Annotated in this window: 13 protein-coding genes; 6 read left to right on the top strand and 7 right to left on the bottom strand. The window is 38.6% G+C overall.

Annotated elements, in window-relative coordinates; translation table 11 throughout:
* The coding region (gene amvA, locus HUN22_RS10880) for a multidrug efflux MFS transporter AmvA (protein ID WP_174729062.1) at window positions 1–1449 on the bottom strand (1449 nt) is incomplete at its 3' end.
* A gap of 125 nt (window positions 1450–1574) precedes the next feature.
* Between amvA and HUN22_RS10875 the strand changes: the two genes are divergently transcribed.
* Window positions 1575–2153 (top strand): TetR family transcriptional regulator, encoded by a 579-nt coding sequence (locus HUN22_RS10875; RefSeq protein ID WP_004791707.1) that lies wholly within the window; start codon window positions 1575–1577, stop codon window positions 2151–2153.
* Between the two features lie 47 nt (window positions 2154–2200).
* Here the strand turns inward: HUN22_RS10875 and HUN22_RS10870 are convergent, their stop codons facing one another.
* The 3 genes from HUN22_RS10870 to HUN22_RS10860 all read right to left on the bottom strand — a co-directional run bounded on the left by HUN22_RS10870 (window position 2201) and on the right by HUN22_RS10860 (window position 5852).
* On the bottom strand, window positions 2201–3460 hold the full coding sequence (locus HUN22_RS10870; RefSeq protein WP_174729059.1) for a serine hydrolase domain-containing protein: 1260 nt from the start codon (window positions 3458–3460) through the stop codon (window positions 2201–2203).
* A 71-nt stretch (window positions 3461–3531) separates the two neighbouring features.
* Entirely contained in the window at window positions 3532–4386 is an 855-nt protein-coding gene (locus tag HUN22_RS10865; RefSeq protein ID WP_174729056.1) for a MaoC family dehydratase, read from the bottom strand.
* 74 nt (window positions 4387–4460) lie between these two features.
* Window positions 4461–5852 (bottom strand): 3-oxoacyl-ACP reductase, encoded by a 1392-nt coding sequence (locus tag HUN22_RS10860; protein ID WP_174729053.1) that lies wholly within the window; start codon window positions 5850–5852, stop codon window positions 4461–4463.
* A gap of 235 nt (window positions 5853–6087) precedes the next feature.
* Here HUN22_RS10860 and HUN22_RS10855 point away from each other — a divergent pair, with 235 nt between their 5' ends.
* Window positions 6088–7656 carry an acetyl-CoA C-acetyltransferase gene (locus HUN22_RS10855; RefSeq protein WP_174729050.1) on the top strand — a complete coding sequence of 523 codons (1569 nt, stop codon included), beginning with the start codon at window positions 6088–6090 and terminating at the stop codon, window positions 7654–7656.
* A gap of 65 nt (window positions 7657–7721) precedes the next feature.
* On the opposite strand, the gene aceI is transcribed toward HUN22_RS10855, so the two are convergent.
* Window positions 7722–8156, bottom strand: a complete 435-nt coding sequence (gene aceI, locus HUN22_RS10850; RefSeq protein WP_174729048.1) for a chlorhexidine efflux PACE transporter AceI — start codon at window positions 8154–8156, stop codon at window positions 7722–7724.
* A gap of 90 nt (window positions 8157–8246) precedes the next feature.
* On the opposite strand from aceI, the gene HUN22_RS10845 reads away from it, so the two are divergent.
* The 3 genes from HUN22_RS10845 (at window position 8247) to leuE (ending at window position 10984) form a co-directional block, all read left to right on the top strand.
* The gene (locus HUN22_RS10845) at window positions 8247–9140 is read left to right on the top strand and encodes a LysR family transcriptional regulator (protein WP_174729045.1); all 894 of its coding nucleotides are present in this window, start codon (window positions 8247–8249) and stop codon (window positions 9138–9140) included.
* A gap of 130 nt (window positions 9141–9270) precedes the next feature.
* Window positions 9271–10260: a transaldolase gene (gene tal, locus HUN22_RS10840; RefSeq protein ID WP_174729042.1), complete on the top strand. Its 990-nt coding sequence runs from the start codon at window positions 9271–9273 to the stop codon at window positions 10258–10260.
* A 73-nt stretch (window positions 10261–10333) separates the two neighbouring features.
* Window positions 10334–10984 (top strand): leucine efflux protein LeuE, encoded by a 651-nt coding sequence (leuE, locus tag HUN22_RS10835; RefSeq protein ID WP_016803130.1) that lies wholly within the window; start codon window positions 10334–10336, stop codon window positions 10982–10984.
* 54 nt (window positions 10985–11038) lie between these two features.
* Here the strand turns inward: leuE and HUN22_RS10830 are convergent, their stop codons facing one another.
* A complete protein-coding gene (locus HUN22_RS10830) occupies window positions 11039–11512 on the bottom strand; it encodes an Lrp/AsnC family transcriptional regulator (protein ID WP_046813037.1) in 474 nt (157 codons plus the stop codon).
* Between the two features lie 186 nt (window positions 11513–11698).
* Between HUN22_RS10830 and HUN22_RS10825 the strand changes: the two genes are divergently transcribed.
* Window positions 11699–12874 carry a benzoate/H(+) symporter BenE family transporter gene (locus tag HUN22_RS10825; RefSeq protein ID WP_174729039.1) on the top strand — a complete coding sequence of 392 codons (1176 nt, stop codon included), beginning with the start codon at window positions 11699–11701 and terminating at the stop codon, window positions 12872–12874.
* A 47-nt stretch (window positions 12875–12921) separates the two neighbouring features.
* Here the strand turns inward: HUN22_RS10825 and HUN22_RS10820 are convergent, their stop codons facing one another.
* Window positions 12922–13365: an RDD family protein gene (locus HUN22_RS10820; protein ID WP_174729036.1), complete on the bottom strand. Its 444-nt coding sequence runs from the start codon at window positions 13363–13365 to the stop codon at window positions 12922–12924.
* Window positions 13366–13400 lie beyond the last annotated feature (35 nt).

The raw sequence follows: 13400 nt of genomic DNA, 5'->3' as shown, positions 1-13400 counted from the left end.
GACAAATACAGTTAAAAGAAAGAAACAAATGGCTGAGATGGTAAGCACCCAACTATGTGCATAGCTAAAAGCTTGCTGCGCAACTGCAATTAATTGTCCTCCCAAAGGGTTTTCAAGGTTAGCTGCTAATTGCATGGTTTCACCAATGGAGATACTCGCTTTTTCAATTAAGTTCGTCGGAAGCTCTGCTGGTAAAATAATTGAGCGACTATAAAACCAAGACAACATTAACCCGAAAATAGCCACGCCTAAACCAGCCCCAAGCTCATAAGCCATTCCTTCAATCGCACCTGCTGCACTTGCCTTTTGAGGTGGGACAGATGACATAATGGCAGCAGTTGAAGCCAGTAAGGCAATCTCAATACTAAAGCCTAAAAAGACCATACATGTCCATGCTAAAAAGTGGTCGGTTGAAAAGTTAAGCTGGGCAAGTCCCCATAGGCTAAATCCACTTATTAAAATACCAACAGTAGATACCAGTCTAAGTCCCCATTTATTCAAGCAAATTCCGGCTAATGGACCACCTAAACTAATCGCAATCATGAATGGAATAATAAACATAGCTGCCTGTAATGGAGAAAACCCATGGACAAACTGCAACTCTTGAGACAAAAGTAATTCAAAACCAACCAAAGCAATCATGGAAACAATGGCCATAACAATACTGGTAGAAATTACTGGATGTTTAAATAACTCCAAATCAATCATTGGCGTAGTACTTCTTTTTTGGCTTCGTATGAAGTGAATTAAAGTACTTATACCAATCACAAACATCACAACCGTGAGTACCGAAAAGTTGTACATCGCCGATTTGATTGAATAGATGAGACTTAAAATGGCTACAACCAAAATTAAAGCTTGCCCTAAGTTAATTGGCTGATCAGTTTTCTCTTGTTGTTTAGGAATGATCATCGTGATCATGACCAGAACCACTAAAATAATCGGAATGTTAATGAGGAACACGGCTCCCCAATGGAAATGTTCTAGTACAAAACCCCCAACTAATGGACCAAAAGCAGCGCCACCACCACCTACTGTAGACCAAAGACCAAGTGCAAAATTTCTCTGCTTTTGTTCGGTAAAAGCATTACGAATGCCTGATAAAGTGGCAGGAATAAGCATTGCTGCCCCTAGACCTAAAACAGCACGGGAAGCAATTAAGGCGTAAGCGGTTGGAGAAAAAGCAGCAGCTAGCGAACCCACGCCAAAAACTGCGGTTCCAATAAATAGTAATTTTTTAAAGCCAATACGATCGCCGAGTGCCCCCATTGGCAAAATCAAACCTGCCATAATCAGCGAATAAATATCAATGATCCATAAAAGCTGATTGGCAGTTAAATTCAATGCGGCACTTAAAGATGGTGTAGCAACATGCATCACCGTTGCATCAATCGTAACTGGTAAATATATAAGGACGATAATTGTCAGGATTAACCATTTTTTTTGCATAACGCTCTTCAATATCCAAAACTTGGACATGTGTTCAAATCATGGTTATTATATACACAATTGGACACTTGTCCAACTTTTAGTTTTAATGTAATTTGTGTCGAATTCAGTCAGGTGAAAGAAACATGGCCTATCTTAATCGCGATCAACGCAGAGAAATGATTCTGCAAGCTGCCATGCAAGTTGCTTTGGCTGAAGGTTTTACAGCCATGACGGTACGCCGAATCGCAACAGAAGCACAAACCTCTACCGGACAAGTTCACCATCATTTTTCTTCGGCATCTCATTTAAAAGCTGAAGCTTTTTTAAAGCTGATGGAACAGCTTGATGAAATTGAACAAACCCTAAAAACGACTAGCCAATTTCAAAGGCTATTCATCTTATTAGGCGCAGAAAACATAGATAGACTTCAGCCCTACTTACGCTTATGGAATGAGGCTGAACTCTTAATTGAACAAGATGTTGAAATACGAAAGGCTTATAACTTGGCCATGCAGAATTGGCATCAAACAATTGTGCAAGCAATTGAATGTGGTAAAAAAGAAGGTGAATTTAAAAATATATCTAATTCAACAGACATAGCTTGGCGACTCATTGCCTTTGTATGCGGATTAGAAGGTATTTATCAACTTGGTTTACAAGGTTTAGCTGAAGAAGACTTTAAGCGCCATACCGAAGCAATTATTCGCCTAGAATTATTATAAATATAGAAGCTGGCATTAATTAAAATACCAGCTTTACAACACTAAAATTAGAACCAGCCTTTACGGCCTTTTAAAATTTGATCAGTGCAACGTAAGGCTTCTTGAGTCAGCCCCCACAAACGATAATCACCCGTGATTGAACCAATTTGGAAGTTATGAGTATAGGCAAAACTCAGGTCACGCTCAGGATCGCACCACGCCCCTGAACCATTGTAACCAATATGTCCAAAGCCATTTTTAGCGCGTTTACCCATAGTAATAATGCGGTGATATCCTAAGCGCCAATTCATCGGAATTGGCATGACACGATCACGTGCATAACTTTGAATGGTACTGAGCTCTTTAAATATTTCTGGGCGAATAACTTGCTGTCCATCCCATTCACCGTGATTTGCCAGCATCGCATAAATTTTAGCAAGACTATTTGCAGTAAACGTACCGTTCGCCGCCGGAATGACTGCTTGTAACCCCTCATCACTAAAGAAACTAAAATTCTTCATTCCTTTTGGAATCATGGCATCCTGAAAATCTTGTGGGTCTTGTCCAGTCCACGTAATCATTTTTTCAGAGAGTGAACTCTTGCGTGCTTGAGGCTTTTTAGGTTTTTCAACTTGGGGAGCCGCTGGTTTTTCATGTTTGGGTTGAATAATTAAACGTGCTACACGGTCTAGCTCACTTGCAGGCGTACCAAAATAAGCACCGTCTAACTGCAACGGTTCAACAAGATATTTTTGCATGAGCTGATCTAAAGATTGACCAGTTGCTTTTTCAAGTACTCCACCGACAAGCCAGCCAAATGTTAAAGCTTGATACGCATTGCCCTCTCCGGCAAGAAATCTAGGCTTAGTCGCTGCAATCACATTTAACATATGAGACCAGTCGAGCATTTCCCTCGCACTTTCAATAATATTCCGAACATCAAACATGCCACTTTGATGGCTTAGCACATGACGCAATGTCATTTGCTCTTTACCATTTTGAGCAAATTCAGGCCAATAAGTTGCAATCGGTTTGTCGTATTCTAAAAAACCTTCACTTACTAAAATATGCGCTAAAGTTGCAAGTACGCCTTTACCTGTAGAGTAGCAAACTGCCAAAGTGTCAGGTTGCCATGCTTCATTTTGTGATTTTAGACCGGTGTAGATATCTACAACTTTCTGGCCTCTAAAATAAACTGCTAATGCAGCTCCACCTTGTCCTGTTCTAGCATCTTGAAGACGGCTAAATTGGTGAGCTAAATCAATAAAACGTTCATCTAAAATACCGTGATAGTTATGGGTATCGGCCAGTAAAATTTCTTTAATCACATGAAGTTCCTTGCATTTTTTGTTATTTTGCTCAAAAGCAGCCCAAACCTCTGTTCAGGCTGCTGATATTTTTATAATGCTTTTACAGTTCCTGCAACATGCGGTTTTTGTGATTTGGCATTACGAATCAAGAAATCAGTCTTTTTATCTGCATTGGCAGTTAAGAACTCAACTTTTGAGGGTAGGAACATTGGTAGCTTAAACCACACATCTGCTTCATAAGCATTTGGTAATTCAAGGTTCGCTAGTGCTTTAGCCTTGCTCCACATACCATGCGCAATGGCTTGCTTAAAGCCAAAAGCTTTTGCAGTAATGGCATGAATATGAATTAAGTTAAAATCACCAGACACTTTCGCATAACGGCGACCTGTGTTTTCTAAAATATCCCACTCTGCCTTTGGAACATAAGCTGGCGCTTGTTCTTCTTTGGCTTTCTCACCCACTCTTTTCTCGACTTTTTGACGAGATAAATAAGTCGTTAAGCCTTCCATCACCACTTCATTGCCAACTTTTGCCGTGGTAATAAAGTCAAACTGAACACCTTTATCATGCGGTTTTAGTTCGCCAAATTTACATGACAAAGTTAGTTTTTCAGTTATACCAATTGGTCTGGTTTGTTTAATCTGATTACGGATATGCACTAAACCTAAAATTGGAAATGGAAAGGCTTCTGCTGTCATCATGTGCATTTGCAAACTTTGAGAAAGCACAGCCAAATAAATTGCGGGTACAAAGCCATTATTTTGAAAGCCACATACTTCGTTATAAGCTTTGAGATGGCTTTGATCAATTTCTAGAGTATCTACTACATATTCAACTTGCGGTAAGATTTTTGGACCTTTCGGCTTTTTAAAAATTAAACCTTGTACCACTTTTGGGTAAGCCAATGCCGCTTTTGGTAGCTGGCTAAAATGACGAGTATTCATACCTAACCTTTTATAATTTATAGATTCTTGAATAAAAAAGGGATGCACAAGCACCCCTATTTAGCTAAAAGTGCTTAAGCGCCCAACAAGCTTTGACCACATACACGCACAACGTTGCCATTTACGCCTGTAGAAGCAGTTGATGCAAACCATGCAATTGTTTCTGCTACATCAACAGGTAAACCACCTTGTTGCATTGAGTTCATACGGCGACCAGCTTCACGAATTGCAAATGGAATTGCTGCAGTCATTTGAGTTTCGATAAAGCCAGGCGCTACTGCGTTAATGGTAATACCATTTTTTAAGATAGGTGCAGTAAACTTCACTAGACCAATCACACCTGCTTTAGATGCAGCATAGTTGGTTTGACCAAGGTTACCAGCAATACCGCTAATTGATGATACACAAACTATACGGCCATTTGCATTTAGACCATCATTTTCTAATAAGTAGTCATTTACGCGTTCAGCAGCAGACAAGTTGATGTTAATGACCAAGTCCCAAAGCTCTGGCTTCATGTTTGCCAAAGTTTTGTCACGCGTAATACCTGCATTATGAACAATAATATCTAAACCGCCTTGTTTTGCCGCAGCAGCTTTAATTTTTTCGCCCGCATCAGCAGCTGTAATATCAATTGCTAATGTAGAACCACCGATATCAGCAGCTACGCGATCAAGGTCAGCTTGTTGTTGTGGTACGTCTAGACAAATAACATGAGCGCCATCACGTGCCAACACATGTGCAATTGCTTCACCAATACCACGGCTCGCACCAGTTACTAATGCAGTTTTACCAGCAAGCGGTTTTGCCCAATCAACATCAACCACATCTGCTTTAGACACACGAACAACTTGACCAGATACATAAGCTGAACGTGGAGAAAGCAAGAAACGTAAAGTTGATTCAAGGTTTGCAGCAGCACCTTCGTCAACATAGACAACTTGAGCAGTAATACCCTTTTTAAATTCTTTACCTACAGATTTGATAAAGCCTTCAAGTGCACGCTGAGCAATCGCCTGTTTTACAGTTTTTGCAGTTTCAGGAGTTGTACCAATCACAATCACTCGACCAGAAGTCGCAACTTGACGCGCAATCGGGTTAAAGAATTTATAAAGTTCGTTTAACTGTTCTGAGTTTTGAATACCAGAAGCATCAAATACGACTGCTTTGAATTTTGATTCTTTGTCGCCTGCATTGAATGGGCGTAAATTTAAACCAACTTTTGCAGCTTCTTGTTGTAAAGCAACATTATTGCCTACATAGCTATCTGCATGAATATTGCTAAGTACTTGTGCAATCGCACCAGACAATACACTTGATGGCGCTGCGCCAACCAATACTGCACCATTCACTACTGGCTGAGCACTCTCAAAACGCTCTAATGCAACTGGCGATGGTAAACCCAGATTTTTGACAACGAATTTACCAATAGGAGATTGTGTAAATGCTTGGTATTGATCAGTCATGATTATTATCTCTCAAAGAAATGAATTTTCTACGACAGGCTTCATTATGTTATGAGATGGATAGAAACAATATGAAAGCAGTCGTTCATTAGAGTTACTCCAAATCATACTTGACTTCATCTTTGGATGTCTTGACCTGAATGCTATCTACAATGTCATTCTAGTCAATACAGGTCTATTTGAATTGTGTTAAGGTAGCTTATAAGAATATCGTTAATATGCTTGGAAAAGCCTTATGAGCAAACCAACTCAAGAAAATCCAGCAGTCGAAAATTCTGCTCAGGAAAAAGTGTCAAATACATCAAAGTCGGCTTCTAACACGGCTAAGCGTAACAGCACTACTCCTAAAGCAGCAACTAATACTCCAAAAACGACACGTACTCGTTCAACGACTGCACCTGCACGTAGCCCTCGCACTAAGAGCGCGACTACAGAAACCACTGCTACATCTTCAAATTTAGCTGCAGCACCAAAAGCAACAAAAACCAAAACTTCTGTTCAACAGGATAAAACCATGAGCCAAAACACTGTTCGCCGCGTTGCAATTATTGGTGGCAACCGTATTCCATTTGCACGTTCAAATACTGCTTATTTCAAAGCGTCAAATTCTGACATGCTGACAGCAGCATTAAACGGTTTGGTTGAACGCTTTAACTTACAAGGTAAGCGTATTGGTGAAGTCGTTGCTGGTGCTGTTTTAAAACACAGCCGTGACTTTAATATGACTCGTGAAGTTGTATTGAGCACAGATCTTGCTCCTGAAACTCCTGCTTATGATATCCAAATTGCTTGTGGTACAGGTTTACAAGCAGCTTTTGTTGTTGCAAACAAAATTGCACTTGGTCAAATCGACGTAGGTATTGCAGGTGGCGTTGATACTACTTCTGATGCACCAATTGCTGTAGGTGATGGTTTACGTAAAGTTTTACTTGAACTCAATGTAGCTAAAACTGGTAAAGACCGTCTTAAAGCTTTAACAAAAATTGATTTTAAAAAGCTTCTTGATGCACCAAGCAATGGTGAACCACGTACTGGTCTTTCAATGGGTGAGCACCAAGCGATCACTGCTTTAGAATGGGGTATCACTCGCGAAGCACAAGATGAGTTAGCTGCTAGCAGCCATCAAAAACTTGCTGCTGCTTATGAGCGTGGTTTCTTTGATGACTTAATGACTCCATTCTTAGGTCTTAACCGTGACAACAACTTACGTGCAGACAGCACAGTTGAAAAACTAGCTAAATTAAAACCAGTTTTCGGTAAAGGCGAAACTGCAACAATGACAGCAGGTAACTCAACTCCGTTGACTGACGGTGCTTCTGTTGTATTGCTTGCTTCTGAAGAATGGGCAAAAGAAAACGGCCATGAAGTTTTAGCTTACCTTTCTTTCTCTGAAACAGCAGCTGTTGACTTCATTGGCAAGAACGGTCCTAAAGAAGGCTTATTGATGGCTCCTGCTTATGCAGTACCTCGTATGCTTAAACGTGCGAATCTTAAACTTCAAGATTTTGATTTCTACGAAATCCATGAAGCATTCGCATCTCAAGTGTTATCTACTTTGAAAGCTTGGGAAGATGAAAAATTCTGTAAAGAACGTCTTGGTTTAGATGCACCTTTGGGTTCAATCGATCGCTCTAAACTGAACGTAAATGGTTCATCTTTAGGTGCAGGCCATCCATTTGCTGCAACTGGTGGTCGTATCTTGGCAACTGCTGCTAAATTGATTAATCAAAAAGGTTCAGGCCGTGCATTAATCTCGATCTGTACAGCAGGTGGTGAAGGTGTTGTAGCAATCGTAGAGAAATAATTTTACGATTTACCTTTAAAAAAAAGCACCCTGATGGGTGCTTTTTTAGTTTAACAACTTAATTTTTAATGAAGTGATGCTGCTTTAGCATCTGGGAAAAACTTATCTTCGATATGGTCATAACACCACTGGAAAATAAAGGTATAAACCAAAATACATAAAGTTAAACCAATATCTAAAATAAGTGCATCAATAACACTCATCTGCATCATATAGGCGATCATTGGTACAGTCGCAATCAGCAAGCCGCCCTCAAAACCAATCGCATGTAAAATCCGCACAGGGATCGTTCTTTCCCAATTATATTTATGCTCTACTTTTTCGAAATAATGGTTAAAAATCATATTCCAGAAAACTGAAACCACTGCCATAAACACGCCAAGTGTTCCGGTCACTTCCATCGGCATATCAAAAATAAAACTTAATGCAATCGCAATGATGACCAATAAAATTCCTTCATAACTGATTGCATGAATGAGTCTTCTCTTGGAAATCAACATTTTTAAATACTCAATAATTACTTGGATAATGTGCATTTTATTTTTATAATATTGATTAATCCAATCAGGTTCTTTCAGTTTTTTTGACAGATGAATATTAATCAAGAACAACTACTCATGTTTCAGGCCGTGATTGAAACCGGCTCTTTTTCAGGAGCAGCACGTAAACTTGGAAAAGTACCTTCGGCTGTAAGCATGTCTATTGCCAACTTAGAAATTGATCTGGACTTAAGTTTATTTGACCGTAAAGGCCGTGAACCCGTCCCTACTGACGAAGCACGGGTGTTATACGAAAAGACATCTCAGCTTTTAATTGAGATGAATCAATGGAAGCAACATGCTCACGCGTTAAGTACAGGGTTAGAAGCCAATTTAACTCTTGTGATTGTCTCTGAACTTTTACACACCAATTGGACCGACTATATTTGTCTTTTAGAAAGTCGTTTTCCAGACTTACAAATTAATATTGTGTCTGCTCCTCAAGAAGATGCACTTCAAATGTTATTAGATGGCTCTGCCCAACTTGCCCTCATGTTTGAACGTGAACACCTAGATAACAGAGAACAATTTGTAGAACTTAAACGTGAGGCTTTAATTCCGGTTATTTCAAATAGCCATCCCCTCGCAAGCCAAAATCAAGTTTCTTATGAACAAATCCTTACTACACGACAAATTGTAGTTGCAAGCCGAGATGAGACTTTAAAACCTGAATTGCTATTTTCGAAACACTATTGGCGTACAGACAACCACCACTCTGCTTGTTTAATGATTTTACGCAATCTAGGTTGGGGTGTTCTTCCTCAAGAAATGTTTAAAGAAAACCCGGAACTAAAAAACAAACTTAAAGTGTTGGATTTATTAGATTTCACTCCAAGATTTGAATATTACGTCGACTTAGTGTGGAGCCGTGAAAGTGAACTCGGTGCGGCTGCTAGATTTCTAATTGAATATATCCGTAAGCAACGAATGCAACAGGCACCTTAAAATTATTTCAATTGAGATGCAGAACCTAAACGTTTTTCTTTGAAATATAACAATTGATATATCGACAGCATGAATAGACTTTGTGCTATAAAGAAAAGATAAGATTTATTACTGAAGATGTTGAATATCAATGACTCATACAGCACTTGACCAATTAAAAACATTAACGACCGTTGTTGCCGACAGTAGTGACCTTGATGCAATTCGTAAATTCCGTCCATTAGACGCGACGACAAATCCTTCATTGATTACGGCAGCAGCAGAACAACCAGAAAGTAAAGAGCTCATTGAAGATGCTTATTATCAAGCCAAAGAAGAAGGCTACAGCAACGATGAGTTAATCGAAAGAACCATTGATATTTTAACCGTAAAGTTTGGTGTAGAAATTTTAAAACTGATTGAAGGCCGTGTATCTACAGAAGTGGATGCTGCACTTTCATATGACACTGAAGCAACCATTAAAAAAGCGCATGAATTATGTGAACTTTACAAAGGCTATGGGATTGATCAGTCACGTATTCTGATTAAAATTGCATCGACTTGGGAAGGTATTCAAGCTGCTAAAGTATTAGAAGCTGAAGGTATTGCTTGTAACCTCACTCTCCTTTTCGGTTTACATCAAGCCCAAGCGTGTGCAGATGCAAAAGTGACTTTAATCTCACCATTTGTAGGTCGTATCTTAGACTGGTACAAAAAAGCTGAAGGTGTAGACGCTTACCCAATCGAAAAAGATCCAGGCGTAGTTTCAGTTAAGAAAATCTACACTTACTATAAGCAGCAAAATATTCCAACTCAAGTGATGGGTGCGAGCTTCCGTAGCATCGATCAAGTGCTTGGTCTAGCTGGATGTGATTTACTGACGATCTCGCCAAGCTTACTTACCCAGCTTGAGCAAGATAATCGTACAGTCGATGCGGCCCTTGATGCATCTCAAGCAAAACAAGCCGAAGTGATTGTTAGACCAGCTCAAGATGAGCAAAGTTTTAAAGATGAACTTAACCATGACTTAATGGCATTCCAGCTTTTACAAGGTGGTGTTGATGGCTTTATTAAAGCACGTGACCAATTAAGCCTTTTGTTACGTCAGTCTTTTGGAATTGATGCGGAAATAAAATCTTAAAAAACTGCACTTTTCATACAAAATTGCCGATTTTTGTTATCATGACAAAAATCGGTTTTTTATTAGGTTTCTCGTGTTCGGCATAACAGATTTAACAACATATATTATTGGTACATTCCTAATTGTGTTATTGCCAGGACCCAACTCTCTTTATGTGATGTCAATTGCCTCACGCTACGGGATTAAAACCGGATATATGGGTGCATTCGGTATTTTCACCGGTGACCTTATTTTAATGCTATGTACAGTACTCGGAGCTGCTTCTCTACTCAAGGCATTCCCATGGGTATTTGTCATTCTTAAATTAACAGGTGCACTTTATTTATCTTATTTAGGCTTTAAACTGTTACAAGGCAGTATTCAACGCTGGAAACAACGTAATCAAACTCAACCAGAAATGGCTGATTTACCCGCGTTAGATAAAGTTCATCCTTATAAAACAGCACTCAGTATTAGTTTACTCAACCCTAAAGCAATTTTATTTTTCTTATCTTTCTTTGTTCAATTTGTTGAACCAGATTATGCCTATCCTGCTCTGAGCTTTTTAATTTTAGCGATTATTTTACAGATTATTAGTTTTAGTTATTTAACTGCATTAATCTTCTCTGGAATTAAACTCTCGGCATTTTTTAAAGAGAACCATAAAATTGCAGCGAGCGGAATTTTTCTAGTAGGAATTCTATTTTTTGGGTTTGGTTTAAAACTAGCAACTTCAACAATTTAATTATTTTTAATCTAATTAAGCTTTTGCATTAAAAAGTTAAAACACAATGAACTGCTAAAAGTCCAGCATACCATCTGTTTTAACTTCATTGAGCACAAAAAAAGTTCTGACTTGTCTGACTCCGGGTAAGGCGATAATTTTTTCACTATGAAATCTGTTAAATGCAGCTAAATCTTTAACACGAATTTTTAGAAAATAATCGACTTCCCCTGCTACCAGATAACACTCTAAAACATTTTCCAAATCACCCGATGCTTGTTCAAATGCTTGAAAGCTATCAGGAGTTGAACGATCCAAAACTACACCGACTAACACCACAGTACCACGTTGAACAGTATTGGGATTGATCCGGGCACGCACATCTAAGATTGCGCCAATCTTGAAAAGACGCTGAGTATGATTCCAACAAGATGATGTACTAATACCTACAAGTTTTGCCAACTCTGCATTACTTAAACGCCCATTTTCTTGCAAAGCACGCATAATTTTCAGTTCTAGTGGTGTTAAATTTTCGGCTTTCTCTTCCATAAAATAATATTCTTGATTCATTTTTATTTATGAAACAAATAATAGCATTATTTAATAATTTAAAAATATTATTTATTTTTTAAACTAAAAATAGAAAGCACCTTCTTAAAAAAAATTGTTAAATTCACCCCAATTGGAAGCAATGGCAGAAGCCTATTAATTTTTCTTGGATTTAGAATACGTATCATGCAAAAAATTCTTCAAGATTTTTCAATTCCAGCAGTATTTGCTGGTTTTATTACCTTTCTCATTGGCATTAGTGTTTCGGCCGTTTTAGTGATTCAAGCGGCTCAAGCTTTAGATGCTTCACCTGATCAAATCACTTCATGGTTTTGGGCTTTGGGTCTGGGTATTGGCTTATCAGGACTCATTCTTTCTTGGAAATTTAAATATCCTGTAGCAACGGCGTGGTCAACCGCTGGTCTTGCTTTAATTATGGCAACAGGTAGTGGATATAGTTTAAATGAAGCGATTGGTGCTTTTTTAGTTGGTGGGTTACTAACAGCTATTTTAGGCTTTTCAGGTATTTTTCAAAAAGCGCTGTCATACATCCCTCAAAGTTTAACCAGTGCCATGCTTGCAGGAGTTTTGCTTAAATTTGGTATTTCGCTTTTCGCAAGTTTACAAAATGATTGGGCATTTGTTTTGTCCTTACTTAGCATTTATGTCATTACAAAAAGATTATGGCCGCGTTATAGCATTGTATTTACCGTAATTGCAGGTATTGCCCTATGCCCTGTCTTTTTAGAATTTCATATGCCTACACTTCAGTGGTCTTTAGCAGAACCTGTTTGGATTAGTCCTGACTTTAGCTGGTCAGCACTTTTGGGCTTAGCACTGCCACTGTTTGTGATTAGTATGGCTTCTCAATATTTACCGGGTATTGCCATGATCAAAAGTTATGGCTACAAACCACACGTGAATCAACTCATTGGCTGGACAGGTTTAACCCAAGCTGTGCTTGCACCATTTGGCTGTTATAGCGTCAATATTGCTGCAATTAGTGCTGCCGTAAGCTTAGATGATCAAGTTCATCCTGACCCAAGCAAACGCTATATTGCAGGTATAAGCTGTGGTTTTTTCTACATCTTAATGGGTTTGTTTGCTGCAACACTCACAAGTTTATTGATGTCTTTTCCTCATATTTTTATTGTAGCTTTGGCTGGTATTGCATTACTTGGTACGATCAGCCACAACATTGCGATTGCTTTTGCTCAAATTGAAGAACGTGAAGCAGCATTATTTACCTTTTTATGTAGTGCTTCGGGTATTCAATTTTTCGGTATTGGTTCAGCATTCTGGGGATTGATTGTCGGTATTATCGTATTTGTAGTACTTAAATTTAAAACCAAAAGAAACTAATAAAAAAGCGTTCATAGCCTGCTATGAATGCTTTTTTGCCATAATTCTTATAGCTCTCTGACTACAACTGATTTTGCCATTTTGTCATGCCAACCTTGTTTTTTAGCGTCAAATGCCACCCAAAAAAGACCAATACCAAATACTAGAATTGATGGAATATAACCAATGTAGCGAATAATACTCTGCATGACTGTGAGCTTATTGCCTGTTTTTTCATCTAAAACTTTTAGTCGCATCAAACGTTTGCCTGGTGTACCTGCAAAATACAACCAACATAAAACTGAATACAAGAAAGGAAATGCATAGTTCACAATGAGATCGAACCAATAATTTTGTGGCTTACTACTTAATCCAGTAGCAAATACTAAGTCGTAATCTCCCCGATAAAAAATCCATGCGGCTGGAATAATTGCTAAAAAAAGAATAAGACTATCAATAATCATTGCGCCAAATCTTAACCAGAACCCTGCATACTCATACTTATAAGTCATGCTCACCTCACTTTGTTATTGTTTAATAGCTAAAA

This window comes from Acinetobacter lactucae, assembly GCF_013344765.1.
Lineage (GTDB): Bacteria > Pseudomonadota > Gammaproteobacteria > Pseudomonadales > Moraxellaceae > Acinetobacter > Acinetobacter lactucae_A.
The sequence above is the reverse complement of the archived record's forward strand: the minus strand, read 5'-3'. Positions and strand labels throughout refer to the sequence as shown.

Bases quoted from the DNA above. Each gene is read 5' to 3' on its own strand.
- HUN22_RS10875 (WP_004791707.1), top strand. From the start codon at position 1,575: ATGGCCTATCTTAATCGCGATCAACGCAGAGAAATGATTCTGCAAGCT.
- HUN22_RS10865 (WP_174729056.1), bottom strand. From the start codon at position 4,386: ATGAATACTCGTCATTTTAGCCAGCTACCAAAAGCGGCATTGGCTTAC.
- HUN22_RS10860 (WP_174729053.1), bottom strand. From the start codon at position 5,852: ATGACTGATCAATACCAAGCATTTACACAATCTCCTATTGGTAAATTC.
- HUN22_RS10855 (WP_174729050.1), top strand. From the start codon at position 6,088: ATGAGCAAACCAACTCAAGAAAATCCAGCAGTCGAAAATTCTGCTCAG.
- aceI (WP_174729048.1), bottom strand. From the start codon at position 8,156: ATGTTGATTTCCAAGAGAAGACTCATTCATGCAATCAGTTATGAAGGA.
- HUN22_RS10845 (WP_174729045.1), top strand. From the start codon at position 8,247: ATGAATATTAATCAAGAACAACTACTCATGTTTCAGGCCGTGATTGAA.
- tal (WP_174729042.1), top strand. From the start codon at position 9,271: ATGACTCATACAGCACTTGACCAATTAAAAACATTAACGACCGTTGTT.
- HUN22_RS10830 (WP_046813037.1), bottom strand. From the start codon at position 11,512: ATGGAAGAGAAAGCCGAAAATTTAACACCACTAGAACTGAAAATTATG.
- HUN22_RS10825 (WP_174729039.1), top strand. From the start codon at position 11,699: ATGCAAAAAATTCTTCAAGATTTTTCAATTCCAGCAGTATTTGCTGGT.
- HUN22_RS10820 (WP_174729036.1), bottom strand. From the start codon at position 13,365: ATGACTTATAAGTATGAGTATGCAGGGTTCTGGTTAAGATTTGGCGCA.